Here is a 24,698-nt window from a genome sequence, read left to right as displayed (position 1 = left end):
GGGCTTGCTACAAAAATATCATTTTAAATTGGGCGTTTGCTTTTGGCTAAGCCCGAGCAGATGGTTGGATTAGTCCAGTTGAGGACCAGCTGCAACCAGTGACTTACCTTCAGCGTTGTCTGTGTACTTATCAAAGTTGTTGATGAAGCGCTCGGCTAGATCTTTCGCTTTGCTTTCCCATTGTAGAGGGTCAGTGTACGTATCGCGTGGGTCAAGGATCGCTGGGTCAACATCGTGCAGCGCTAGTGGCACTTCTAGGTTAAACATAGGGATAACCTTAGTTTCAGCGTTGTCGATTGAGCCATCTAGGATAGCGTCGATGATGCCTCGCGTATCTTGGATAGAGATACGTTTACCAGTACCGTTCCAACCTGTGTTCACTAGGTAAGCTTCAGCGCCAGCTGCTTCCATACGCTTCACAAGCACTTCAGCGTACTGAGTTGGGTGGAGAGTTAAGAATGCCGCACCAAATGCAGCAGAGAACGTTGGCGTTGGCTCAGTAATACCACGCTCAGTGCCCGCTAGTTTTGCAGTGAAGCCAGATAGGAAGTGGTACTTCGTTTGCTCTGGAGTCAGTTTAGAAACGGGTGGCAGTACACCGAATGCATCAGCAGTCAGGAAGATAACCTTTTGAGCGTGACCGGCTTTTGATACTGGTTTAACGATGTTATCGATGTGGTGAATCGGGTAAGAAACACGAGTGTTCTCAGTTTTTGAACCGTCATCAAAATCGATAGAACCATCACCACGAACTGTTACGTTTTCTAGTAGTGCATCACGACGGATTGCATTGTAGATTTCAGGTTCTGCTTCTTTAGATAGACGAATCGTCTTCGCGTAACAACCACCTTCGAAGTTGAAGATACCATCGTCATCCCAACCGTGCTCATCATCACCGATTAGCTCACGCTTAGGATCGGTTGAAAGCGTAGTTTTACCTGTACCAGATAGACCGAAGAAGATGGCTACATCGCCTTTCTCGCCGACGTTTGCACTACAGTGCATTGAAGCAATGCCTTGCAGAGGAAGCAGGTAGTTCATCATTGCGAACATGCCTTTCTTCATCTCACCGCCGTACCAAGTACCACCGATGATTTGAACGCGCTCTGTTAGGTTGAAAGCAACGAAGTTTTCAGAGTTTAGACCCTGCTTTTCCCAGTTAGGGTTAGTTGTTTTAGCACCGTTCATTACCACGAAATCAGGTTCGAACGTTGCTAGCTCTTCGTCAGTTGGACGAATGAACATGTTCTTAACGAAGTGCGCTTGCCACGCTACTTCAGTGATAATACGCACGCTTAAGCGCGTATCAGGGTTAGCACCACAATAACCGTCGATGACAAACAGGCGCTTGCCAGATAGTTGAGTTGTCACAAGCTCTTTCAGCTCATTCCATACTTCAGTTGTAATCGGTTTGTTGTCATTTTTGCCTTGATCTGACCACCACATGGTATCGCGGGTCGTGTCATCTTTAACAATGTACTTATCTTTTGGTGAGCGGCCAGTAAAGATACCAGTGTCAACTGCAACCGAGCCTAGTTCCGTTACTACGCCTTTTTCGTAGCCTTCCAAACCTGGCAGTGTTTCTTCAACGAATAACTGCTCGTAGCTAGGATTACGAAGAACTTCAGTAACGCCAGTCAGTCCGTGCTTAGTTAGATCAATTTGTGCAGCCTTAGTATGTTCCATAACGGTCATAGGTGCTCCTTGTAGGATATTTTGTAGGGATTTTGTATTAATTTTTTATTGTTATCTGCTCACCATGCTAGCAACGAGACTCGGGGGAAACAGGGATACAGCTCAAAAAATATCCATATTAACCATGAGGTTTTAAGTGTCTCGTCACATATTGGCCTAACTAGTCTATCCTGTACGCAAACCTTTGCGCTAGGGGCGAGAACATTATTAATTGATTAAAATTAAGCGGTGATTTTATTACGAGATGTTACGGAGTTTGCGCTATTTTGATCACAAAAAAGGCCAGCTTAGCGCTGACCTTTTTGGGGTAAATTACGTGTTTTTGGTACGCCGTAAATTAATGAACCGTATTGCTGCCTTTATCTGCTGCTTCTGCGTACAGAGCATCAACATCGTTCTTGTCGAACGAGTAGTTTGTGCCACAGTAATCGCAGTGAAGACCAACGCTTCCTTCGGTGCTTAGGATGTCGTAGATCTCTTCTTGAGCAACGGTAATGATAGCAGCGCCACTTCTTTCGCGAGAGCACCCACAGAAGAACTGAACTGGTTGTGGTGTGAACAGTTGTACTTTTTCTTGGTTGTACAGGCGGTAAAGCAATTCGTTCGCTTCTAGAGAAAATAGCTCTTCGTTTTTAACGGTGTCTGTTAGTTGCTCTAGGTGCTCGAAGTCATCTGGCGAACCAGTGCCGTCTGGCATCACTTGTAGCAACATACCTGCAGCGTGTGCTTTGCCTTCATGCTCGCCAGTGCGCAGCCATAGACGAGTCTTAAGCTGTTCAGAGTTAGCGAAGTAGCCTTCAAGTACTTGGGCAAGCGTGTCACCTTCAAGACCAACGATACCTTGGTAACGTTCACCTTTCTTAGGATCGATGGTGATCACTAGGTGGCCTTTACCCATTAGGTCGTGTAGGCCTGCATCATCAGCAATCTCGCCTTCAAAGCGAGCGACACCGCGGATCTTTTGGTCGTGATCGCCATTGATAACAACTAGAGATACTGGGCCATCACCTTGCAATTGCATGGTAATAGAGCCTTCAAACTTTAGGGTCGCTGTTAATAGCGTCGTTGAAACCAATAGCTCACCCAGTAGCTTTTGAACTGGCGCTGGGTATTCCTTGCTAGAAATAATCTGTTGGTACGCTTCGTCCATCTGTACCAATTCACCACGTACTGATAGGTCTTCAAATAGGTAGCGATTTAAAACATTACTTGTAGACATTGGGTCTGCCATTTGGCTATTCCTTCTAGCTTATTGAGTCTTGAACTTGATGATGTCACGACGTTGCTTTTTATCTGGGCGACGTTCTGGTGCTGGGCTATGAGCATTTAGCTTGCGCTGTTGTGCAAACTCTTCTCTTTTTGCCAAGCTTTCGGTGGTTTCTTCATAGAGGGTTTGAGCGATCGGGGCTCCACCACGATGGGCTGAGATTTTCTCGATCGTTACCGTCTTTTCTTCATTACCTTGGCGCAGTGTAATCACAGCCCCAAGTTCGACAATTTTACTTGGCTTGCTGCGCTGACCATTATAGTGGACTTTGCCACCATCGACCATGTTGCGAGCAATAGACCGGGTTTTGTAAAAACGAGCTGCCCACAACCATTTATCGAGTCTGACAGCTTCATTAGCAGTTTTCATATAGGGCTGTGCCTTATTAAGTGAGAAATGAATGCGGTTTAACTGTAACGAACAGTGCGCAACATGTTTTTGATGATGCTTATCACATTAAGTAGAAGCTTAAAGTGGAGGCGGTTGGCATTTTTTTCAAGTCATAATACAAAATAGCCATGTTATGCCGATTTATCGATTTGCTATGATATAGTTCAGGATCTTATTGCTTAAATAAGCTTGGTATCGAACGAATGAATAAAAAAGCTGAAAGTTTAATGATTTGCAGCGTTTGTCGTCATGAAAAGGGACTAGGAAAGTGAACTTTTTAGAGCTCAAAAATCGCGTAGGGAATTCTCCTATGTTGAGCCGCTTATTAGAGAATGGATTTGTACTTCAGCAGAGACTAAGCTTAGCGACCTGTTGTGTATTGATTGCAGCTTCCGCATGGATCTTAGGGCAGCTTGCATGGTTTATCGAACCTGCTGAGCAAACTATCGCGCCTTGGACAGCAACGGCTTCATCGTCTTCAGCACCTCAATCGACCCTTGATATCTCTTCTTTGCAGCAGAGCAACATGTTTGGTGCTTACAACCCAAGCACGCCCGCTGTGGTTGAACAGCAAGTTATCCAAGATGCGCCTAAGACGCGATTAAACCTCGTTTTAGTGGGTGCAGTCGCGAGCTCGAATCCAAAACTGAGCTTAGCGGTGATCGCCAATCGCGGCACGCAAGCGACCTACGGAATTAATGAAGAGATTGAAGGCACTCGAGCCAAGTTAAAAGCGGTATTAATCGACCGCGTTATCATTGATAACTCAGGACGAGACGAAACCTTGATGCTTGAAGGTATTGAGTACAAGCGTTTGGCTGTATCAGCGCCTGCGCCACCTCGTAGCTCTTCTTCGGTTCGTGGTAATAATCCGGCTTCAGCAGAAGAGAAGCTTGATGAAATTAAAGCGAAGATAATGAAAGATCCGCAACAAATCTTCCAATATGTTCGACTGTCTCAGGTGAAGCGTGACGATAAAGTGATCGGTTATCGTGTGAGCCCGGGCAAAGATTCAGAACTTTTTAACTCTGTTGGGCTCCAAAACGGAGATATTGCCACTCAGTTAAATGGACAAGACCTGACAGACCCTGCTGCTATGGGCAACATATTCCGTTCCATCTCAGAACTAACAGAGCTAAATCTGGTGGTCGAGAGAGATGGTCAACAACATGAAGTGTTTATTGAATTTTAAAACTTTGCGTCTAACGAAGGACGAAAGTGTAGGAGAAGTACGTGAAGCATTGGTTTAAGAAAAGTGCATGGTTATTGGCAGGAAGCTTGATCTGCACACCCGCAGCCATCGCGAGTGATTTTAGTGCCAGCTTTAAAGGCACTGACATTCAAGAGTTTATTAATATTGTTGGTCGTAACCTAGAGAAGACCATCATCGTTGATCCATCGGTGCGCGGAAAAATCGATGTACGCAGCTACGACGTATTGAATGAAGAGCAATATTACAGCTTCTTCTTAAACGTACTAGAGGTGTATGGCTACGCAGTCGTTGAAATGGACTCGGGTGTTCTTAAGATCATCAAAGCCAAAGATTCTAAAACCTCAGCAATTCCCGTTGTTGGTGATCGTGATTCGATCACAGGCGACAGTGTAGTCACGCGTGTTGTGACGGTTCGTAATGTCTCGGTTCGTGAACTTTCTCCTTTGCTTCGTCAATTGAACGATAATGCCGGTGCGGGTAACGTTGTGCACTACGATCCTGCCAATATCATCTTGATTACCGGTCGTGCGGCGGTAGTGAACCGTTTAGCAGAAATCATCAAGCGTGTTGACCAAGCGGGTGATAAAGAGATTGAAGTCGTTGAGCTAAAGAATGCATCGGCGGCAGAAATGGTTCGTATTGTTGATGCTTTGAGTAAAACCACCGATGCTAAAAACACACCTGCATTCCTACAGCCTAAATTGGTTGCCGATGAGCGCACCAACGCAATCCTTATTTCCGGTGACCCAAAGGTACGTAGTCGTCTAAGAAAGCTTATCGAGCAGCTTGATGTTGAAATGGCAACCAAGGGTAACAACCAAGTTATCTATCTTAAATACGCAAAAGCCGAAGATTTGGTCGATGTGCTGAAAGGCGTGTCGGACAACCTACAATCAGAGAAGCAGTCATCAACCAAAGGCAGCTCATCGCAGCGTAACCAAGTGATGATCTCTGCACACAGTGATACTAACTCTCTAGTTATTACCGCGCAGCCTGACATCATGAACGCTCTGCAAGACGTGATCGCACAGCTGGATATTCGTCGTGCTCAGGTATTGATTGAAGCCTTGATCGTTGAAATGGCAGAAGGCGATGGCGTTAACCTTGGTGTGCAATGGGGCAACCTAGAAACGGGCGCTATGATTCAGTACAGCAATACTGGTGCATCGATTGGTGGTGTGATGGTGGGTCTAGAAGAAGCTAAAGATTCTACTACAACCACCGCTGTTTATGACTCTGACGGAAAATTCCTACGAAACGAAACCACCACTGAAGAAGGTGACTATTCAACATTAGCATCTGCTCTTTCTGGCGTTAATGGCGCCGCAATGAGTGTTGTTATGGGTGATTGGACAGCGTTGATCAGCGCGGTTGCGACCGACTCAAACTCAAACATCCTATCTTCTCCAAGTATCACGGTTATGGACAATGGCGAGGCTTCATTCATTGTGGGTGAGGAAGTGCCTGTTCTAACCGGTTCTACCGCAGGTTCAAGCAACGACAACCCATTCCAAACGGTTGAACGTAAAGAAGTGGGTATCAAGCTTAAAGTGGTGCCACAAATCAACGAAGGTGACTCGGTTCAGCTGCAAATAGAACAAGAAGTCTCTAACGTATTGGGCGCCAATGGTGCAGTTGATGTTCGTTTTGCTAAGCGTCAACTGAACACGTCTGTGATTGTTCAAGACGGACAAATGTTGGTGCTGGGTGGCTTGATTGATGAGCGAGCGCTGGAAAGTGAATCTAAGGTGCCGTTCTTGGGCGATATCCCTGTTCTAGGACACCTGTTCAAATCAACCAGTACTCAGGTTGAGAAAAAGAACCTAATGGTCTTCATCAAACCAACCATTATTCGTGATGGTATGACAGCCGATGGTATCACGCAGCGTAAATACAACTTCATCCGTGCTGAGCAGTTGTACAAGGCTGAGCAAGGACTGAAATTAATGGCAGACGATAACATCCCGGTATTGCCTAAATTTGGCGAAAGCATGAATTACCCGGCTGAACTTCAAGCCTTCATTGATCAGATGGAAACAGAATAATGGCTGAATTGGTAGGGGCGGCACGTACTTATCAGCGCTTGCCGTTTAGCTTTGCGAATCGCTATAAGATGGTGTTGGAGTATCAACATCCAGAGCGCGCACCGATACTTTATTATGTTGAGCCACTGAAATCGGCGGCGATCATTGAAGTGAGTCGTGTTGTGAAAAATGGTTTCACGCCACAAGCGATTACTCTCGATGAGTTTGATAAAAAACTGACCGATGCTTATCAGCGTGACTCGTCGGAAGCTCGTCAGCTCATGGAAGACATTGGTGCTGATAGTGATGATTTCTTCTCACTAGCGGAAGAACTGCCTCAAGACGAAGACTTACTTGAATCAGAAGATGATGCACCAATCATCAAGTTAATCAATGCGATGCTGGGTGAGGCGATCAAAGAGGGTGCTTCGGATATACACATCGAAACCTTTGAGAAATCACTGTCGATCCGTTTCCGTATTGATGGTGTGTTACGTGATGTGTTGGCGCCGAGCCGTAAACTGGCTCCGCTGCTCGTGTCACGTGTAAAGGTTATGGCTAAATTGGATATTGCGGAAAAACGCGTGCCACAAGATGGTCGTATTTCTTTGCGTATTGGTGGCCGAGCGGTTGATGTTCGTGTTTCAACCATGCCTTCTTCGCACGGTGAGCGTGTGGTAATGCGTCTGTTGGACAAAAACGCCACTCGTCTAGACTTGCACAGTTTAGGTATGACAGCAGAAAACCATGAAAACTTCCGTAAGCTGATTCAGCGCCCACACGGCATTATCTTGGTGACCGGCCCGACAGGTTCAGGTAAATCGACGACCCTGTACGCAGGCCTGCAAGAACTCAACAGCAATGAACGAAACATTTTAACCGTTGAAGACCCGATCGAATTCGATATCGATGGCATTGGTCAAACACAAGTGAACCCTAAGGTTGATATGACCTTTGCGCGTGGTTTACGTGCGATTCTTCGTCAAGATCCCGATGTGGTAATGATTGGTGAGATACGTGACTTAGAGACCGCAGAGATCGCTGTTCAAGCCTCTTTGACCGGTCACTTAGTGATGTCGACCCTTCACACCAATACGGCAATCGGTGCAATTACGCGTCTGCGTGATATGGGCATCGAACCCTTCTTGATCTCTTCTTCGCTGCTGGGTGTTTTGGCTCAGCGCTTGGTTCGCACCCTGTGTAACGACTGTAAAGAACCTTACGAAGCGGATAAAGAACAGAAAAAACTGTTTGGGTTGAAGAAGAAAGACAGCCTAACGCTTTACCATGCCAAAGGGTGTGAAAGCTGCAGTCACAAAGGCTATCGAGGCCGTACTGGTATTCATGAGCTATTGATGATTGACGATTCGGTACAAGAGCTGATTCACAGTGAGGCTGGTGAACAGGCGATTGAGAAAGCAATTCGTGGCACAACACCAAGTATTCGAGATGATGGCTTGAGCAAAGTTCTGAAAGGGGTAACGTCCCTAGAAGAAGTGATGCGAGTGACCAAGGAAGTCTAGTATGGCGGCATTTGAATACAAAGCACTGGATGCCAAAGGCAAAAGTAAAAAAGGCTCGATTGAAGCGGATAACGCTCGTCAGGCTCGCCAAAGAATCAAAGAACAAGGCTTGATGCCGGTTGAGATGACCGAAGCTAAAGCTAAAACGACGAAAGGTGCACAGCCTTCGACCAGCTTTAAGCGTGGTATCAGCACGCCAGACCTTGCTTTGATTACTCGCCAAATTTCCACCTTGGTGCAATCAGGCATGCCGCTAGAAGAGTGCTTGAAAGCCGTGGCGGAGCAATCTGAAAAGCCACGTATTCGAACCATGTTACTGGCGGTTCGTTCGAAGGTAACGGAAGGTTATTCGCTAGCCGATAGCTTGGCTGATTACCCACATATCTTTGATGAACTGTTTAGAGCCATGGTCGCGGCTGGTGAGAAATCGGGTCACTTAGATGCGGTATTGGAGCGACTGGCTGATTACGCAGAAAACCGTCAGAAGATGCGCTCTAAGTTGCTGCAAGCGATGATCTACCCTGTGGTGCTGGTGGTGTTTGCGGTGACGATTGTTTCGTTCCTGCTGGCAACCGTGGTACCTAAGATCGTTGAACCGATTATCCAAATGGGCCAAGAACTTCCTCAATCGACACAATTTTTATTGGCATCGAGTGAATTTATCCAGAATTGGGGCATCCAATTACTGTTGTCGATCATCGGTGTGATTGTGTTGATTAAGACCGCTCTGAAAAAGCCGGGTGTTCGCATGAGTTGGGATCGCAAGCTATTAAGCATTCCACTGATCGGCAAGATCGCGAAAGGAATTAATACCTCTCGTTTTGCACGAACACTCTCTATCTGTACCTCGAGTGCGATTCCTATCCTTGAGGGGATGAAGGTTGCGGTTGATGTAATGTCGAATCACCATGTGAAGCAACAAGTACTGCAGGCGTCAGACAGTGTTAGAGAAGGGGCAAGCCTGCGTAAAGCGCTCGATCAAACCAAACTCTTCCCTCCAATGATGCTGCATATGATCGCCAGTGGTGAGCAGAGTGGTCAGTTAGAGCAAATGCTAACAAGAGCGGCAGATAACCAGGATCAAAGCTTTGAATCGACCGTGAATATCGCGTTAGGTATCTTTACGCCAGCACTTATCGCTTTGATGGCAGGCTTAGTGCTGTTCATTGTGATGGCGACTCTGATGCCGATGCTTGAAATGAATAATTTGATGAGTGGTTAATCAACTGCTCATAAGACGTTAGTTTTTGGATTAACGAGAAGAAGGACATTATTACCTTCAACTCGCTGTCTGTAATTTGGAGAAAATAATGAAAAACAGAATGAAGAAACAATCAGGCTTTACCCTATTAGAAGTGATGGTTGTTGTGGTTATCCTTGGCGTATTGGCGAGCTTTGTTGTACCTAACCTATTGGGTAACAAAGAGAAGGCTGACCAACAAAAAGCCATCACTGATATTGTGGCGCTAGAGAACGCGCTAGATATGTACAAACTGGATAACAGCGTTTACCCAACAACGGATCAAGGTCTTGATGCATTGGTTTCTAAGCCAAGCAGCCCAGAGCCTCGTAACTACCGCGACGGTGGCTACATCAAGCGTCTGCCAAACGACCCATGGGGTAACGAGTACCAATACCTAAGCCCTGGTGATAACGGCACTATTGATATTTTCACTCTTGGTGCTGATGGCCAAGAAGGTGGTGAAGGTATTGCGGCGGATATCGGCAACTGGAACATGCAGGATTTCCAATAAGCTTCAGCTTATTGTTTGATTCGTTATTGATGCTTGATACGTTATTGATGGTAGGACGTAAACAGATGGAGTCTAAAGGTGAAAACTAAGCAAACACAGCCAGGTTTCACCTTGATTGAGATTCTCTTGGTGTTGGTACTACTGTCAGTAACGGCGGTTGCGGTGATCGCGACCATTCCTACCAATAGCAAAGATGTTGCTAAAAAATACGCTCAAAGCTTTTATCAGCGAGTTCAATTACTCAATGAAGAGGCTATTTTGAGCGGCTTAGATTTTGGCGTTCGAGTTGATGAAAAGAAATCGACCTATGTACTGATGGCGCTTAAGTCTGAAGGCTGGCAAGAAGTCGATTTTGAAAAAATCCCCTCTTTAACTGAACTACCGGAAGAACTCGCCTTGTCACTGACTCTAGGTGGTGGCGCATGGGAAGACGATGATCGGTTGTTCAACCCAGGAAGCTTGTTTGATGAAGATATGTTTGCTGATCTTGAAGAGGAAAAGAAGCCGAAACCACCACAGATCTACATCTTGTCGAGTGCTGAAATGACGCCATTTGTATTGTCGTTTTATCCAAATACCGGAGACACCATACAAGATGGTTGGCGTATTCGAGTATTGGACAATGGTGTGATTCGACTGCTAGAACCGGGAGAAGAAGATGAAGAGGAATAACCGTTCTCCTTATCGTTTTCGTGGTATGCCCCTTGGTTCTCGAGGAATGACGCTGCTTGAGGTATTAGTTGCGCTCGCTATCTTTGCGACCGCGGCGATCAGCGTGATTCGTGCTGTTACTCAGCACATCAATACCCTCAGTTATCTAGAAGAAAAAACCTTCGCGGCGATGGTCGTTGATAATCAAATGGCTTTGGTGATGCTGCATCCTGAGAAGCTAAAAAAAGCGCAGGGCACACAAGAGTTGGCCGAGAGAGAGTGGTTTTGGAAGGTCACGCCAATCGATACTAGCGATGATTTATTAAAGGCGTTTGATGTGAGTGTGGCAACCAGTAAACAAGCTTCTCCAGTGGTCACGGTGCGCAGCTATGTGGTCAAGTAAAAGCGTGTCGTTAGCTCAGAGCAAGTCGCTAAGTAAGAGCATGTCCGCCAATAAGCGTGTGCCTCGTCAACAAGGACTATCTTCGAAAGGGAGAGGCTTTACCTTAATTGAGGTTTTGGTCTCGATCGCTATCTTTGCCACGTTAAGCATGGCGGCTTATCAGGTAGTAAATCAGGTTCAGCGCAGCAACGAGCTTTCAATCGAGCGCAGTGCTCGTTTAAATCAACTGCAACGTAGCTTAGTCATTTTAGATAATGATTTTCGCCAGATGGCGGTGCGACAATTTCGTACCAACGGTGAAGAAGCATCATCTAAGCTGATCTTAATTAAAGAGTATTTACTGGATTCCGACAGCGTTGGCATCATGTTTACTCGCCTTGGCTGGCATAACCCACAGCAGCAGTTTCCTCGCGGAGAAGTCACCAAAGTGGGTTACCGCATTAAAGAAGAAACGCTTGAGCGTGTGTGGTGGCGCTACCCCGATACTCCTGCAGGACAAGAAGGTGTGATTACGCCTTTGCTTGATGATGTTGAAAGCTTAGAATTCGAGTTTTATGACGGAAGCCGCTGGGGGAAAGAGTGGCAAGCCGACAAATCGCTACCGAAAGCGGTAAGGTTAAAGCTAACCTTGAAAGATTATGGTGAGATAGAGCGTATTTATCTCACCCCTGGTGGCACGCTAGATCAGGCCGATGATTCTTCAAACAGTGACTCTTCAAGTAGTAATGAGGGGAATAATGACTCATCGAACTAATAAGTTTGCACTGACAAGGTCTGCCATGGGGCGCAAGCAGCGAGGTGTTGCGCTGATCATTATCCTGATGCTACTGGCGATAATGGCAACCATCGCAGGCAGTATGTCGGAACGCCTGTTTACTCAATTTAAGCGCGTGGGCAATCAACTGAATTACCAACAGGCTTACTGGTACAGCATTGGTGTCGAAGCGCTGGTGCAAGACGGCATTAGGCAAAGCTACAAAGACAGTGATACCGTCAACTTGAGTCAACCATGGGCGTTAGAAGAACAGGTATACCCGTTGGATTATGGTCAAGTTAAAGGCCGTATTGTTGATGCTCAGGCATGTTTTAATCTCAATGCGTTGGCTGGTGTGGCGACGACTTCAAGTAACCAAACACCTTATTTAATTACGGTTTGGCAAACCTTGTTGGAAAACCAAGATATTGAGCCTTATCAGGCCGAGGTTATCGCACATTCAAGCTGGGAATTTGTTGATAGTGATACCCGAACCACCTCTTCAGCAGGTGTCGAAGACAGTACTTATGAGGCGATGAAGCCATCTTATTTGGCAGCGAATGGCTTAATGGCCGATGAGTCCGAGCTACGCTCGGTTTATCAAGTCACTGGTGAGGTGATGAATAAGGTTCGCCCCTTTGTTTGTGCTCTGCCGAGCGACGATTTCCGTTTGAATGTGAATACTCTTACGGAAAAGCAGGCGCCGTTATTGGAAGCGATGTTTGCCCCCGGCTTAAGTGAATCGGATGCCAAACAGCTGATAGACAAACGCCCATTCGATGGTTGGGATACGGTGGATGCGTTTATGGCTGAGTCTGCTATTGTGGGTGTGAGTGCCGAAGTCAGCAAAAAAGCGAAAGCATATTTAACTGTAGATAGCGCCTATTTTGAGCTAGATGCAGAGGTATTAGTTGAGCAGTCACGTGTACGTATACGGACGCTTTTCTATAGTAGTAATCGAGAAACAGTGACGGTAGTACGCCGTCGTTTTGGAGGAATCAGTGAGCGAGTTTCTGACCGTTCGACTGAGTAGCGAACCACAAAGCCCTGTGCAGTGGTTAGTTTGGTCGACAAGCCAACAAGAAGTGATAGCAAGTGGCGAACTGTCTAGCTGGGAGCAGCTGGATGAGTTAACGCCTTACGCTGAAAAGCGCAGCTGTATCGCTTTATTGCCGGGAAATGAATGCTTAATTAAGCGTGTTGAGATCCCGAAAGGTGCTGCTCGCCAGTTCGATTCTATGCTGCCGTTTTTATTAGAAGACGAAGTCGCACAAGATATCGAAGACTTACACCTGACTATTTTAGAGAAAGACGCAACGCACGCGACAGTGTGTGGTGTGGAACGTGATTGGCTTAAGCAGGCGCTGGATACTTTCCGCGAAGCGAACATTATCTTTCGTAAAGTATTGCCTGATACCTTAGCGTTGCCTTTAGAAGATCAGGGCATCAGTGCGCTGCAGATCGACCAACATTGGTTATTGCGTCAAAGCAACTATCAAGCAGTGTCGATCAATGAGGCGTGGCTAGCGATGTTCTTACAAAGCGATTGGGTTGCCTTAGATGACGAAGAGCAATCACCAACGATTTTTAGCTACACCGCACTGCCAAGTGATGACGTTCAACAGCAAAGCGGCGCGAATTGGCAAGCAAAGCCTGCGGAATTGGTGATGTCTTTGCTGAGCCAACAAGCGATCATCAGCGGAGTAAATTTACTGACTGGCACCTTTAAAACCAAATCTTCATTCAGTAAATATTGGCGTGTATGGCAGAAAGTAGCGATTGCTGCTTGTTTGCTGGTGGCGGTGATCGTCACTCAGCAAGCCTTAAAGGTTCAGCAGTACGAAGCACAAGCCGAAGCGTACCGAACGGAGAGTGAACGTATTTTTAGAAGCGTACTTCCGGGCAAGCAACGTATTCCGACGGTCAGCTACCTTAAGCGCCAGATGAACGACGAAGCTAAGAAGTATGGTGGCTCGGGTGATGGTGATTCCTTACTTGGATGGCTAGCGTTACTGCCAGAAACTTTAGGACAAGTGAAAGCCATCGAAGTGAATAGTATTCGCTACGACGGCAACCGCTCAGAGGTGAGATTGGAAGCGAAAAGTACTGACTTCCAATATTTCGAGACTGCGCGAGTGAAACTTGAAGAGAAGTTTACCGTTGAGCAAGGGCCATTGAATCGTAATGGTGATGCCGTATTTGGTAGCTTTACCCTTAAACCCCGTCAATAAACTGCGTAAGGAGATCAGTGATGAGAAATATGATTGAGCCACTCCAAGCGTGGTGGACTTCAATAAGTCAAAGAGAGCAACGATTAGTGATTGGTTGCTCAATTTTATTGGTGGTCGGTGTCGTTTATTGGGGGCTAATCCAGCCACTCAGTCAGCGAGCTGAACTTGCGCAGACCCGTATTCAAAGTGAGAAGCAACTGCTGACTTGGGTAACCAATAAAGCCAACGAAGTGGTGGAGCTGCGAGGAAGTGGTGGGATTGTTGCTAGCCAACCTTTAAACCAATCTGTGCCAGCTTCTATGCGTCGTTTCAAGATTGAATTAATTCGAGTTCAGCCGCGTGGCGAGATGCTGCAAGTCTGGGTGAAACCTGTGCCTTTTAATCAGTTCTTAGATTGGCTGACATACTTGAAAGAGAAGCAGGGTGTCGAAGTTGAGTTTATGGACATTGATCGCTCCGATAACCCAGGGGTTATTGAGGTCAACCGACTACAGTTTAAACGAGGTTAATGTGAAACGCGGTTTATCTTTGAAGTTAGGTTTACTTTTTGGCGGCATCTTTATTGTCTTTTTCTCGGTTAGTCTGTTGCTGCATCTACCGGCCTCTTTTGTACTCAAACATGCACCGGCTGTGCGTGGCTTGAATATTGAAGGTGTTGAAGGAACGGTTTGGCAGGGCAGCGCCAATAATATCGCCTGGCAGCGTGTTAATTACGGTTCAGTACAGTGGGACTTTCAGTTCTCTAAACTCTTCCAAGCCAAAGCAGAACTGGCGGTTCGTTTTGGTCGTAACAGCGACATGAACTTGTCAGGTAAAGGGCGTGTCGGGTACAGCATGAGTGGCGCGTATGCAGAGAACTTAGTGGCCTCAATGCCTGCTATGAACGTGATGAAATACGCCCTAGCCATTCCAGTCCCGGTTTCAATTGGTGGAAAGGTTGAGTTGACGATCAAGCATGCGGTTCATGCTCAACCTTGGTGTCAGTCTGGTGAAGGTACTGTGGCTTGGTCTGGTGCTGCAGTCGATTCACCTGTTGGTTCGTTAGACCTTGGTCCTGTGATTGCGGACATAACCTGTGAAGACAGTACAATTGCAGCCAAAGGCGTTCAGAAGAGCACTCAAGTAGACAGTGAGTTCTCAGCGAGTCTAACATCTAACCAGCGCTACACATCTGCAGCGTGGTTTAAACCGGGTGTTGAATTCCCGCCAACGATGCAAAATCAGCTTAAATGGTTGGGTAATCCTGATAGCCAAGGTAAGTACCAGTTTACTTATCAAGGTCGTTTTTAGCTAAACGGCTAAGGGTCACTAAACTACGAGATATAAAAAACGGGCACCTCACTGAGGTGCCCGTTTTGTTTGTTCTGAGAATCTAGAGGATATCTGACAGTTAAAGGGAGCAAACTCGCCTAGTCTTTGCCTTGCAAAATTTCTACCCACGGTAAATCTGCATCACCGAGTACAATGAAGTTCGGGTTTTCTAGCGTTTCTCTTTCATTGTACGAAAGCGGTTCTAGTTGAGTACTTAAAATACGTCCGCCAGCTTCTTCAACAATGCACTGCGTTGCGGCGGTATCCCACTCTCCGGTTGGTCCAAGGCGCAGATAACAATCCACAGCGCCTTCTGCGACTAAACAGGCCTTAAGCGCTGCTGAGCCTAGAGGAACCAAATCATAATTCCATGCTGAGCTCATACGGCTAGTGATGCGATTGATGTCCTGGCGACGGCTGATCGCCATGGCGATTGACTGGTTTGGCAGCTCGTGACGATGCGTTTTGATTTTCACGCTGTCATTAAGGTCTGGGATCTTCCAAGCGCCTTTGCCACTGTAAGCGTAATAGCTCACACCTGAAACGGGTGCGTATACCACGCCCATCACTGGCTTGTTATGCTCGATTAGGGCGATAATTGTCGCGAAATCACCACTTCGTGCGATGAACTCCTGGGTGCCGTCCAGTGGGTCAACTAACCAGTAGCGATCCCATTGAGAGCGTTGCTCTAGGCTGATGTCGGCGTCTTCTTCGGATAATACGGGAATATCAGGCGTCAATTCACTGAGTTTTTTTAATATCAGCTTATGTGCTGCAAGATCGGCACTGGTTACTGGAGTGTCATCACTCTTAATGAACTCTTCGTAATCCTTTTTCTCGTAGATCTCTAAGATGAGTTGACCAGCAGAGCGAGCAATCTCAATGACAGAGGGTAGGAGGTGAGACAAATCTTTTGTTATTGGCATAAATGTTCTCTTACTCTTAGAGCGAGCCTGAATGTTCTAGTTATTGTTTAATACACGAAGGCTTAAAAGCAGGGCTGTAATACTCCGAGCCTCACAGAAATCGAGATGTGTTAACAGTTCTTCGGCTTGAGCAAGTGGCCAGCGCACAATATCGAGAGGCTCTGGCTCATCACCTTCTAGCTTTTCTGGGTAGAGGTCTTCTGCAATAAACAGCGTCATTTTGCTAGAGAAGTAAGAGGGTGCAAGGATCACTTCCTTCAGCGGAGTAAGCTTGTTGGCACCGAAGCCTATCTCTTCTTTGAGTTCGCGAACGGCGGCTTCGTTTGGCTGCTCACCTGGATCAATCAGCCCTTTTGGAAAGCCAAGTTCGTAGCGTTCAGTTCCCGCTGCATATTCACGTACTAATAGAATATCGCCTTGCTCAGTAATAGGAACCATCATCACTGCGTTGCGCCCGCTGGGCTTCATGCGTTCGTAAGTGCGCTCTTCGCCGTTTGAAAAGCGTAAGTCGAGAGACTCGATAGAGAATAGTCTTGATTGAGCGACAGTTTGTTTAGCCAAAATCTCTGGCTTGGTCCTTTTCGTCATTGCGCTCGCTCCTTAGCTCATTGGAATTCTTTCTTATAAAGTCATTCTAATATAGGGGAAATGACCTTGAGTTCCTAGATCCGAGTTTTCATATCCGAAAATTATTGAAGCAGGAATCGATTACGATCACTTGAATACCTTACTCAAGATGGTAACTAGGTGAAAATATGGTTGTATAGCAAAAGAGTATAGAGAGAACGCGATAGTCCTAACTTGCTTATCCACATAACAAAAAAGGTTGATGCTTGCGCATCAACCTTTCAAATAACAACTAACACTAAATCAGTGATTAGTAGTAAGAGTGCTCACCACGATCGTGCTCAGTTGCATCACGAACAGCAGTCAGTTCACCTTCAAACTGTTGAAGAAGTTCTTTCTCGATGCCTTCTTTTAGCGTTACATCAACCATAGAACAACCGTTACAACCACCACCGAATGCTACAATAGCTGCGCCGTCTTCAGTGATTTCTACCAAGCTAACGTGACCGCCGTGACCAGCAAGTTGTGGGTTAACTTGTGTTTGAATTGCGTATTCAACACGTTCTAGAAGTGGTGCATCGTCTGCGACTTTACGCATCTTAGCGTTTGGTGCTTTAAGCGTTAGCTGAGAGCCCATTTTGTCAGTAACGAAGTCAATTTCAGCTTCATCTAGGAACGGTAGGCTTAGCTCATCTACGTATGCAGAGAAAGCTTCGAATTTAAGCTCTGTGTCAGACGCTTCGATAGCATCTGTTGGGCAGTAAGAAACACCACACTCTGCGTTTTGTGTACCCGGGTTTACCACGAACACACGAATGTTTGTACCTTCAGGCTGCTGTGACAGCAGATTGGCAAAATGAGTTTGAGCTGTTTCTGTAATAGTAATATTTGACACGACGAATACCTGAGTAGATTTGTAGGTTATTAGCGCCATTCTACTCCTGTCAGATTTGTAATTCAGCCCTTTTTTGTTGGATTGCTGTACAAGTAGTGATTCACAGCTTTTATCCAGAGGGCTCAGGAGTGCGGCAGATGCAGTAAATATCAATCCTTTTAACGTCCACTTCAAGTAGTAATTGGCATAATTGATACACAGTACTGCCGGTGGTTACAACATCATCAATTATCGCGACGTGAGAGGGGATAGTTCCTTGAACGTCTTGTTTTCGCAGCGCAAAAGCGCTCTTTAGATTGTGTAATCGTGCGGATTTAGTCAGCCCCTGCTGGGAAGCCGTTGAGCGAATTCGACGAAAGAGCACATCACTTTCAACGCCAAGCTCTTGAGCCGTGTAGTCGGCTAGCAGCTTACTTTGATTAAAGCCGCGATGAGTATATCGACGCCAATGCAGCGGCACGCTGGTGATCAGCGGAGCAGGATATTCGATACGTGATGCCAATAGCTTAGATAGATCACGTGCAAACCAAAACTTATCAGCGTACTTCATTTGCTGAATGTAACCTGCTGTAGGGAAGGTGTAATCGCCGACACAGTAGAGGCGATGCCAAGGTGGAGGTTGAGATAAGCACTGTCCGCACTGCTCTACTGTGAGCAGTGTTTTTAAACCACATCGTTGGCAGCGTGGTACTGGCTGAAAGAGTTTGATACAAGAATTGCACCATCGAGGATGTGTATCACTGGGCAGTTTATCAAGTTTGCACAGGTGGCATTGAGGTGTGACCAGACGTGGTGTGTGTTTTTGTAGCCAATCGGATAACATAGCTCGTGATGCTTTTGGGTTATGGTGTTCCTTTTGCTCACCATACTGAAAAGCGCGGATTATCGCTGATGGAAAAAGTAGGGAATATTGAGAATGAGTGACGCGTTATATTGGCATGTTTCTGGGCAAGGGCCTGATTTAGTACTGGTTCACGGCTGGGGAATGAACGGTGCGGTATGGCAACAAACCGTTAATGAATTACAAGCTGATTTTCGAGTGCATGTTGTCGATTTACCAGGGTATGGACACAGCGCGCACTGCCACGCTCAAGATCTTGAAGAGATTGCTCAGCAGCTTTTGGCCGAAGCACCAAAGCAAGCGATTTGGGTGGGTTGGTCACTTGGAGGCTTGGTCGCAACGCACATGGCTCTCCATCACTCAGATTACGTGAGCAAGCTGGTGACTGTCGCCAGTTCTCCCAAATTCGCCGCTGCAAAAGAGCCCGTGTTATGGCGAGGCATTCAGCCCAACGTATTAAGCGCATTCACCGAGCAACTGGTTGAAGATTTCCAAACCACCATCGAACGCTTTATGGCATTGCAAGCCATGGGCAGCCCTTCAGCAAGGCAAGATGTAAAACAACTCAAGCAAGCGGTGCTGTCTCGCCCGTTGCCGAACCCTGACTCATTATTGGCAGGATTAAAGATGCTGTCGGATGTCGATCTGCGTGAACAACTGCCTGAGATTTCAGTACCAATGCTACGCTTGTATGGTCGATTAGATGGATTGGTGCCAATCAAGGTTGCGAAAGACTTAGGCACAGCCTTGCCTCATACCGAGCAATACATATTTACCCAGTCTTCGCATGCACCATTTATGACCGAAGCGGATGCCTTTTGCAGTGAGCTTGTCAGCTTCGCACAAAAATAATTGCTAAATATATATCCGGCTTGGTCGATATATAAGCTAATACCAATCACAGTAAGTGTTCAAAAATAGCGTAGGTAAAAGGCTTGAGAACAAGGCAGCTTTTTTTTGACAAGTAGTTTCGATAAGTAGTTATTCTACAATCAAAAAATTTAACGCCGTTATCGAGCATTTTAACAAGCTAGGATGATCAGTTATTTACTACGATTGGTATAACACCAACGTGTTGCTTGATACTCAGACCTAACTCTCTCCTGAGCTGATTGCGCTAAGTTGGGCTATGCCTGTTGTGCTGACTCACAGTACAACAGCGTTATAGCAATATTGATGGGCGATTCTTGAGGAGAGTTCGCGATGATTGTGTCACCTGCAACTGCAGTGAGTGTGCCACTAATCGCCCCGTCCGTTAATGTGCAAACAGAGCAAGTTGCGCGTGATAATAGAGTCCGAGAACCTATTGCTCCCGCAGTAGCATTGGCGAGAACCAATGCAGAGCGTAAGGTAAAATCAGACGATAAACGAAGGCAGCAGTCGGCTTGGGATCCTTCAGACCATCCAGGTTATGAAATGGAGAACGAGTCAGAGGCCAATTCGGTTAGCCAAGAAGAGCCACAAGACCCTTTTGATCGGCTGTTCAGCTTATTGGCACTGAAAACATACAGTGCTGATCAAGGCAAAGGTTATACCATGCGTTTCCGCCTGCCAAAGCATGTTTTAGATGCGGCGATTCAGGAAGGACAGATGGAGAAACGACGTAAGGTCATAAAGTATCATTATGGTCATGCTGTTGCGCCTCATGCTCCATCAGAGATGCTGGTGGTCTTATAAATCAAAAGTTTACGAGTCAACCAAGCTTCGATGTCTTTTTTGAACACATAATAAAAAAACCTGCATACCCTAAGGGATGCAGGTTTTCTGTTTTTAAGCTAATCCGTTTTTTAGGTGAGCTAACGGATTACTTTTTCGCTTTAGCAAAAGCGGCAGCGAATGCTCCACCCATTGCAGCGTTTTGTTGCGGCTCTTCACGACGGCGTTGGCCACCTTGCGAGTTTTGATTCGAGCGGTTTTGTGTACGAGGTGCACTTGAACGTTGAGCACGGTTGTCTTGTCCAGGCTCGTCCTTCATACGCATGCTCAGTGCAATACGTTTACGCTGAACATCCACTTCCATCACCTTCACTTTCACGATGTCGCCCGCTTTAACCACTTCACGTGGGTCAGAGACAAAGCGATCGGTCAGCGCTGAAATATGAACTAAGCCATCTTGGTGAACACCAACATCAACGAAGGCACCAAAGTTAGCCACGTTCGATACCACACCTTCTAGAATCATGCCTGGTTCTAGGTCTGAAACGCTGTTTACGCCATCTGCGAAGGTTGCAGTCTTGAACTCAGGGCGAGGGTCGCGTCCCGGTTTATCGAGCTCTTTAATGATGTCGCTTACCGTTGGTACACCGAAGTTCTCATTGGTGTAATCGATGGCGTGTAAACCGCGTAAGAAGTCTGTGTTACCCACCAGAGATTTGATGTCTTTGTGGTTTTTCTCAGCGATGCTTTTCACTACTGGGTAAGCTTCTGGGTGAACCGATGATGCATCCAGTGGGTTTTTGCCATCCATAATACGTAGGAAGCCGGCACACTGTTCAAAGGCTTTTGGCCCCAAGCGTGCGACTTTTTTCAGTGTAGTACGTGCTTCAAAACGACCATTTTCATCACGGAAGTCCACGATGTTCTGAGCGATGGTGCTAGACAGGCCAGCAACACGAGTCAGTAGCGCGGCAGATGCGGTATTCACATCAACACCAACTGCGTTTACACAGTCTTCGACAATCGCATCTAGGCGCTTAGCAAGCATGGTTTGGCTCACATCGTGTTGGTATTGGCCCACACCGATCGATTTAGGGTCAATCTTCACCAGTTCTGCCAGTGGATCTTGCAGACGACGAGCAATAGACACCGCACCACGAATTGATACATCCATGTTCGGGAACTCTTTTGCAGCTAGTTCAGACGCGGAATACACCGATGCGCCCGCTTCGCTAACAATGATCTTTTGCGCTTTTAGGTTGCCGCGTTTAATTACGTCAGCCACAAAGCTGTCGGTTTCGCGTGAAGCCGTACCGTTACCAATCGCAATTAAATCAACATTGTATTTACGAACCATTTGCTCAACAACGTGCGCAGATTTGTCGTATTGTTTTTGAGGCGGGTGAGGGTAAATGGTTTCTGTCGCCAGAACTTTACCGGTTGAATCTACCACCGCGATTTTCGAACCGGTACGTAAACCCGGATCCAAGCCCAAGGTTGCACGAGGTCCAGCCGGCGCTGCCATGAGTAGGTCTTTTAGGTTGGTTGCGAATACTTCAATCGCTTCGATCTCTGCACGCTCTTTCATTGCGCCCATCAATTCAGTTTCCATGTGCATAGAAACCTTAATGCGCCATGCCCAGCTGATCACTTGCTTACGCCACGCGTCCGCAGGAGCACTGCTCAGAGTAATGCCGTAGTGATCAGAGATAATGTTCTCACAGTATGAACCACGTACACCTTCTTCTTGCTCAGGATCGGCATTCATCGCCAGTGTTAGGAAGCCTTCATTGCGGCCACGCAGCATGGCAAGTGCACGGTGAGACGGCACTTTGCTGAGTGTTTCGTTGTGCTCGAAGTAGTCTTTGAACTTCTCGCCTTCTTGCTCTTTACCTGTCACTACACGAGCGACTAGCTCTGCGTTGCGGTTTAGGTGTTGGCGAATCTTTTCAAGCAAGTTCGCATCTTCCGCAATGCGCTCCATGATGATCGCACGAGCGCCATCGAGTGCAGCTTTGGTATCGGCAATGCCTTTATCGTTGCTGATGAAGTTAGCGGCTTCCGTTTCCGGATCGTGCTGTGGTTCATTCCATAACGTATCGGCAAGTGGCTCTAAGCCCGCTTCAATCGCGATCTGACCTTTGGTACGGCGCTTTGGTTTGTATGGTAGGTATAAATCTTCTAGGCGAGTCTTGCTGTCTGCTTGAGTGATATCACGCTCGAGTTCTGGCGTGAGTTTTCCTTGGTCTTGAATCGACTTAAGAATCGTTTGGCGACGATCGTCTAGCTCACGAAGATAAGAAAGGCGGCTATCAAGGTTACGTAGTTGGGTATCGTCTAAGCCACCCGTAACTTCTTTACGGTAGCGGGCAATAAAGGGAACGGTGTTACCGTCGTCAATTAGGTTTACTGCGGCAGTGACTTGCTCAGAACGGACATTCAGTTCTTCAGCGATCAGTCGACAGATAGCTTGGCTCATCCGATGAATCTCTTATTTAATATCATGACAAATACATGGGGGTGAGCGTACGCTTTTTCTAGCTTTGGCTGTGTAATTATCCTGTCAGAAGTCGAATTTCCGTTTCTGATACCCGCTTTGTGCGAGATCTCTTACAAGTGATGTGAGACTAAGTCGCTTTAGACCGATGAAATCGTCTTGATGTTACACTAAGTTGCTGATTTTATTTGATTGTGTGTTTGTGGGCGTATTTCTCACCTGAAATGTTTTTTAAGACTATCTAGGAAACACGGCCATTTGCCGTAATATTTAACTTGTCGACAGGGAGTTGGCAGGAACAGGAAAAAGCCTAATGGACTAGGTATCTTCAGGATGAAGATTTGATTACTTAGGATGAGTGGTCAGCAAGGAAGTGATAATCTCTGGATGAGATTCGCCAGTCAGGATGACAGGCTAGAATGGACACCGCTAGGATGGCGATGAACAAAAAGGAAATTGGTTAAAGGATTTAGCCACTATCAAGGAAAGATGCAGGGAGCACCTTATCTCGAAGAGATAAACAGTAGCCGGATTGCTGCGATAGAGACTTAACCCCGCTAGGCGAAAGCCTTGCGGGGTTTTCTTTTATCTGGAGTTTGGGTTTGCTTGAACACTCAGCTCATCGCTAGGTGTTTATTAGGTTTGGTTATTCGTTGTCTGCGTAGCAAATTGAGTTAATGAACCACTCTTTGTCGCCTTCTGGTGTTTTTACCGTAAACTCATCATCCACTTCTTTCTTGAGCAGAGCTCTAGCCATTGGTGAGTCGATAGATATATAGCCTTTAGCATCGCCGTAGATCTCTTCTGGGCCGACAATTCGAAACTTCTTAATTTCCCCATCATCATTCTCAATTTCGACCCAAGCACCGAAAAAGACCTTACCTTCTTGTTGAGGTGAGTAATCCACGATCGTGACATCAGGTAGGAACTTTCTTAAGAAACGCACTCGGCGATCAATCTGACGAAGCAAACGCTTATTGAAGGTGTAATCTGCGTTTTCTGAACGATCTCCTAGGCTTGCAGCCCAAGTGACTATTTTGGTGATCTCTGGACGCTTCTCGTGCCATAAGTGGTCATGTTCTGCTTTGAGTTTGTTATAACCTTCTCGGGTGATAAGTTTGGTTTTCATAAATCTGACTTAATGAAATGATGATCTAAGATAGAATATATAGAAAGGCAACATACGTTAACAATTATTTAGGCGACTTTTTCTCCAATAATGTTACATTTTTAATGTCTTATACCAATATACAATTTACCAAGAATGCTTAACCTTAGGTTTAAGCTTTAATAGGTGGAACCATTACATGCAAGAAAACTACAAAATTTTAGTGGTCGATGACGATGCTCGTTTACGTGCACTGTTAGAACGCTATCTGTCAGAGCAGGGCTTTCAAGTGCGTAGCGTGGCAAACAGTGAGCAGATGGACCGCCTGTTAACCCGTGAAAATTTTCACTTGATGGTATTGGATTTAATGTTGCCGGGCGAAGATGGTCTATCGATCTGTCGTCGTTTACGAAACGCAAACAACTCGCTACCAATCCTGATGCTTACAGCAAAGGGTGATGAAGTGGATCGCATTGTGGGCTTGGAAGTGGGTGCTGATGATTACCTGCCAAAACCATTTAACCCACGTGAACTGCTTGCTCGTATTAAAGCGGTACTGCGTCGCCAAGTCATTGAAGCGCCGGGCGCACCAAGTACAGAAGAGTCTGTGGTTGAATTTGGTGAATTCCGTTTGAACCTAGGTACTCGCGAAATGTTCCGCGGTGAAGAGCCAATGCCGCTTACTTCGGGTGAATTTGCGGTTCTTAAGTCCTTGGTAACGAATGCTCGTGAGCCAATGTCTCGCGATAAGCTGATGAACATGGCTCGTGGCCGTGAGTATTCAGCAATGGAACGTTCTATCGATGTTCAGATTTCACGTCTGCGTCGTCTAGTTGAAGAAGATCCAAGCAAACCTCGCTACATCCAAACGGTGTGGGGCTTGGGTTATGTATTCGTTCCAGATGGCAAAGCTGTGTAATTCAGCTTAATAAGCTCTACAGTAGCTTTATCGATTCTGTGAATCTTACGGGTCATCTCATTAATATGCGATG

The 24,698-nt window shown here is 46.3% G+C and carries 24 protein-coding genes; 15 read left to right on the top strand and 9 right to left on the bottom strand.

The genetic code is table 11. The annotated features are described in order from the left end of the window. Positions 1 to 69 precede the first annotated feature (69 nt). The 3 genes from pckA to hslR form a co-directional block, all read right to left on the bottom strand. The gene (pckA, locus tag F0229_RS03980; protein WP_017062492.1) at positions 70 to 1,695 is read right to left on the bottom strand and encodes a phosphoenolpyruvate carboxykinase (ATP); all 1,626 of its coding nucleotides are present in this window, start codon (positions 1,693 to 1,695) and stop codon (positions 70 to 72) included. A 337-nt stretch (positions 1,696 to 2,032) separates the two neighbouring features. Further along, entirely contained in the window at positions 2,033 to 2,914 is an 882-nt protein-coding gene (gene hslO / locus F0229_RS03975) for an Hsp33 family molecular chaperone HslO (protein ID WP_367613535.1), read from the bottom strand. Positions 2,915 to 2,944: 30 nt separating this feature from the next. Beyond that, positions 2,945 to 3,331, bottom strand: a complete 387-nt coding sequence (gene hslR / locus F0229_RS03970; RefSeq protein WP_017062490.1) for a ribosome-associated heat shock protein Hsp15 — start codon at positions 3,329 to 3,331, stop codon at positions 2,945 to 2,947. A gap of 331 nt (positions 3,332 to 3,662) precedes the next feature. Here hslR and gspC point away from each other — a divergent pair, with 331 nt between their 5' ends. The 12 genes from gspC to F0229_RS03910 all read left to right on the top strand — a co-directional run bounded on the left by gspC (position 3,663) and on the right by F0229_RS03910 (position 15,195). Beyond that, entirely contained in the window at positions 3,663 to 4,544 is an 882-nt protein-coding gene (gene gspC, locus F0229_RS03965) for a type II secretion system protein GspC (protein WP_171732299.1), read from the top strand. A gap of 41 nt (positions 4,545 to 4,585) precedes the next feature. Beyond that, positions 4,586 to 6,610, top strand: coding sequence for a type II secretion system secretin GspD (gene gspD, locus F0229_RS03960; protein ID WP_171732298.1), 2,025 nt, complete (start codon positions 4,586 to 4,588; stop codon positions 6,608 to 6,610). Continuing rightward, positions 6,610 to 8,112: a type II secretion system ATPase GspE gene (gene gspE, locus F0229_RS03955; protein ID WP_102394588.1), complete on the top strand. Its 1,503-nt coding sequence runs from the start codon at positions 6,610 to 6,612 to the stop codon at positions 8,110 to 8,112. The genes gspD and gspE overlap by 1 nt, the downstream gene beginning before the upstream one ends. A 1-nt stretch (position 8,113) precedes the next feature. Next, on the top strand, positions 8,114 to 9,334 hold the full coding sequence (gene gspF, locus F0229_RS03950; protein WP_171732297.1) for a type II secretion system inner membrane protein GspF: 1,221 nt from the start codon (positions 8,114 to 8,116) through the stop codon (positions 9,332 to 9,334). A gap of 88 nt (positions 9,335 to 9,422) precedes the next feature. After that, the gene (gene gspG / locus F0229_RS03945; protein ID WP_017062485.1) at positions 9,423 to 9,866 is read left to right on the top strand and encodes a type II secretion system major pseudopilin GspG; all 444 of its coding nucleotides are present in this window, start codon (positions 9,423 to 9,425) and stop codon (positions 9,864 to 9,866) included. Positions 9,867 to 9,944: 78 nt separating this feature from the next. Beyond that, on the top strand, positions 9,945 to 10,538 hold the full coding sequence (gene gspH / locus F0229_RS03940; protein ID WP_017062484.1) for a type II secretion system minor pseudopilin GspH: 594 nt from the start codon (positions 9,945 to 9,947) through the stop codon (positions 10,536 to 10,538). Beyond that, positions 10,525 to 10,920, top strand: coding sequence for a type II secretion system minor pseudopilin GspI (gspI, locus tag F0229_RS03935; protein WP_017062483.1), 396 nt, complete (start codon positions 10,525 to 10,527; stop codon positions 10,918 to 10,920). The genes gspH and gspI overlap by 14 nt, the downstream gene beginning before the upstream one ends. Then, positions 10,907 to 11,674: a type II secretion system minor pseudopilin GspJ gene (gene gspJ / locus F0229_RS03930; protein WP_171732296.1), complete on the top strand. Its 768-nt coding sequence runs from the start codon at positions 10,907 to 10,909 to the stop codon at positions 11,672 to 11,674. The genes gspI and gspJ overlap by 14 nt, the downstream gene beginning before the upstream one ends. Next, positions 11,658 to 12,707, top strand: a complete 1,050-nt coding sequence (gene gspK / locus F0229_RS03925) for a type II secretion system minor pseudopilin GspK (RefSeq protein WP_171732295.1) — start codon at positions 11,658 to 11,660, stop codon at positions 12,705 to 12,707. The genes gspJ and gspK overlap by 17 nt, the downstream gene beginning before the upstream one ends. Next, positions 12,676 to 13,905, top strand: coding sequence for a type II secretion system protein GspL (gene gspL / locus F0229_RS03920; protein ID WP_171732294.1), 1,230 nt, complete (start codon positions 12,676 to 12,678; stop codon positions 13,903 to 13,905). Before gspK ends, gspL begins: the two co-directional genes overlap by 32 nt. 20 nt (positions 13,906 to 13,925) lie before the next feature. Continuing rightward, positions 13,926 to 14,414: a type II secretion system protein M gene (locus tag F0229_RS03915; RefSeq protein WP_171732293.1), complete on the top strand. Its 489-nt coding sequence runs from the start codon at positions 13,926 to 13,928 to the stop codon at positions 14,412 to 14,414. Between the two features lies 1 nt (position 14,415). Beyond that, positions 14,416 to 15,195, top strand: a complete 780-nt coding sequence (locus F0229_RS03910; RefSeq protein WP_171732292.1) for a type II secretion system protein N — start codon at positions 14,416 to 14,418, stop codon at positions 15,193 to 15,195. A gap of 119 nt (positions 15,196 to 15,314) precedes the next feature. On the opposite strand, the gene cysQ is transcribed toward F0229_RS03910, so the two are convergent. From cysQ to F0229_RS03890, 4 genes are all read right to left on the bottom strand, one after another. Then, positions 15,315 to 16,142 carry a 3'(2'),5'-bisphosphate nucleotidase CysQ gene (gene cysQ / locus F0229_RS03905; protein ID WP_017062477.1) on the bottom strand — a complete coding sequence of 276 codons (828 nt, stop codon included), beginning with the start codon at positions 16,140 to 16,142 and terminating at the stop codon, positions 15,315 to 15,317. A gap of 36 nt (positions 16,143 to 16,178) precedes the next feature. Continuing rightward, positions 16,179 to 16,730, bottom strand: coding sequence for an ADP compounds hydrolase NudE (gene nudE, locus F0229_RS03900; protein ID WP_017062476.1), 552 nt, complete (start codon positions 16,728 to 16,730; stop codon positions 16,179 to 16,181). A 289-nt stretch (positions 16,731 to 17,019) separates the two neighbouring features. After that, positions 17,020 to 17,604, bottom strand: a complete 585-nt coding sequence (gene nfuA / locus F0229_RS03895; RefSeq protein WP_004741449.1) for a Fe-S biogenesis protein NfuA — start codon at positions 17,602 to 17,604, stop codon at positions 17,020 to 17,022. A 109-nt stretch (positions 17,605 to 17,713) separates the two neighbouring features. Then, the gene (locus tag F0229_RS03890) at positions 17,714 to 18,427 is read right to left on the bottom strand and encodes a ComF family protein (RefSeq protein WP_171732291.1); all 714 of its coding nucleotides are present in this window, start codon (positions 18,425 to 18,427) and stop codon (positions 17,714 to 17,716) included. A gap of 93 nt (positions 18,428 to 18,520) precedes the next feature. On the opposite strand from F0229_RS03890, the gene bioH reads away from it, so the two are divergent. Together bioH and F0229_RS03880 are read left to right on the top strand one after the other, a co-directional pair. Continuing rightward, a complete protein-coding gene (gene bioH / locus F0229_RS03885) occupies positions 18,521 to 19,297 on the top strand; it encodes a pimeloyl-ACP methyl ester esterase BioH (RefSeq protein ID WP_171732290.1) in 777 nt (258 codons plus the stop codon). A gap of 351 nt (positions 19,298 to 19,648) precedes the next feature. After that, the gene (locus F0229_RS03880) at positions 19,649 to 20,122 is read left to right on the top strand and encodes a hypothetical protein (protein WP_017066129.1); all 474 of its coding nucleotides are present in this window, start codon (positions 19,649 to 19,651) and stop codon (positions 20,120 to 20,122) included. Between the two features lie 127 nt (positions 20,123 to 20,249). Here the strand turns inward: F0229_RS03880 and F0229_RS03875 are convergent, their stop codons facing one another. After that, a complete protein-coding gene (locus F0229_RS03875) occupies positions 20,250 to 22,580 on the bottom strand; it encodes a Tex family protein (RefSeq protein ID WP_171732289.1) in 2,331 nt (776 codons plus the stop codon). Positions 22,581 to 23,244: 664 nt separating this feature from the next. Further along, entirely contained in the window at positions 23,245 to 23,727 is a 483-nt protein-coding gene (gene greB / locus F0229_RS03870; RefSeq protein WP_017063080.1) for a transcription elongation factor GreB, read from the bottom strand. A gap of 178 nt (positions 23,728 to 23,905) precedes the next feature. Here greB and ompR point away from each other — a divergent pair, with 178 nt between their 5' ends. Further along, on the top strand, positions 23,906 to 24,625 hold the full coding sequence (gene ompR, locus F0229_RS03865; protein WP_008218409.1) for a two-component system response regulator OmpR: 720 nt from the start codon (positions 23,906 to 23,908) through the stop codon (positions 24,623 to 24,625). Positions 24,626 to 24,698: the final 73 nt, after the last annotated feature.

The organism is Vibrio sp. AIC-3, assembly GCF_013114515.1.
Classification (GTDB): Bacteria; Pseudomonadota; Gammaproteobacteria; order Enterobacterales; family Vibrionaceae; genus Vibrio; species Vibrio crassostreae_C.
This window is presented reverse-complemented; position numbering and strand designations above follow the sequence as displayed.

What these genes read in the sequence shown, in the direction of transcription:
- pckA (WP_017062492.1), bottom strand. Translation starts at nt 1,695, where the DNA reads ATGACCGTTATGGAACATACTAAGGCTGCACAAATTGATCTAACTAAG.
- hslO (WP_367613535.1), bottom strand. Translation starts at nt 2,914, where the DNA reads ATGTCTACAAGTAATGTTTTAAATCGCTACCTATTTGAAGACCTATCA.
- hslR (WP_017062490.1), bottom strand. Translation starts at nt 3,331, where the DNA reads ATGAAAACTGCTAATGAAGCTGTCAGACTCGATAAATGGTTGTGGGCA.
- gspC (WP_171732299.1), top strand. Translation starts at nt 3,663, where the DNA reads ATGTTGAGCCGCTTATTAGAGAATGGATTTGTACTTCAGCAGAGACTA.
- gspE (WP_102394588.1), top strand. Translation starts at nt 6,610, where the DNA reads ATGGCTGAATTGGTAGGGGCGGCACGTACTTATCAGCGCTTGCCGTTT.
- gspF (WP_171732297.1), top strand. Translation starts at nt 8,114, where the DNA reads ATGGCGGCATTTGAATACAAAGCACTGGATGCCAAAGGCAAAAGTAAA.
- gspG (WP_017062485.1), top strand. Translation starts at nt 9,423, where the DNA reads ATGAAAAACAGAATGAAGAAACAATCAGGCTTTACCCTATTAGAAGTG.
- gspI (WP_017062483.1), top strand. Translation starts at nt 10,525, where the DNA reads ATGAAGAGGAATAACCGTTCTCCTTATCGTTTTCGTGGTATGCCCCTT.
- gspJ (WP_171732296.1), top strand. Translation starts at nt 10,907, where the DNA reads ATGTGGTCAAGTAAAAGCGTGTCGTTAGCTCAGAGCAAGTCGCTAAGT.
- gspK (WP_171732295.1), top strand. Translation starts at nt 11,658, where the DNA reads ATGACTCATCGAACTAATAAGTTTGCACTGACAAGGTCTGCCATGGGG.
- F0229_RS03915 (WP_171732293.1), top strand. Translation starts at nt 13,926, where the DNA reads ATGAGAAATATGATTGAGCCACTCCAAGCGTGGTGGACTTCAATAAGT.
- cysQ (WP_017062477.1), bottom strand. Translation starts at nt 16,142, where the DNA reads ATGCCAATAACAAAAGATTTGTCTCACCTCCTACCCTCTGTCATTGAG.
- nudE (WP_017062476.1), bottom strand. Translation starts at nt 16,730, where the DNA reads ATGACGAAAAGGACCAAGCCAGAGATTTTGGCTAAACAAACTGTCGCT.
- F0229_RS03890 (WP_171732291.1), bottom strand. Translation starts at nt 18,427, where the DNA reads ATGTTATCCGATTGGCTACAAAAACACACACCACGTCTGGTCACACCT.
- bioH (WP_171732290.1), top strand. Translation starts at nt 18,521, where the DNA reads ATGAGTGACGCGTTATATTGGCATGTTTCTGGGCAAGGGCCTGATTTA.
- F0229_RS03880 (WP_017066129.1), top strand. Translation starts at nt 19,649, where the DNA reads ATGATTGTGTCACCTGCAACTGCAGTGAGTGTGCCACTAATCGCCCCG.
- F0229_RS03875 (WP_171732289.1), bottom strand. Translation starts at nt 22,580, where the DNA reads ATGAGCCAAGCTATCTGTCGACTGATCGCTGAAGAACTGAATGTCCGT.
- greB (WP_017063080.1), bottom strand. Translation starts at nt 23,727, where the DNA reads ATGAAAACCAAACTTATCACCCGAGAAGGTTATAACAAACTCAAAGCA.
- ompR (WP_008218409.1), top strand. Translation starts at nt 23,906, where the DNA reads ATGCAAGAAAACTACAAAATTTTAGTGGTCGATGACGATGCTCGTTTA.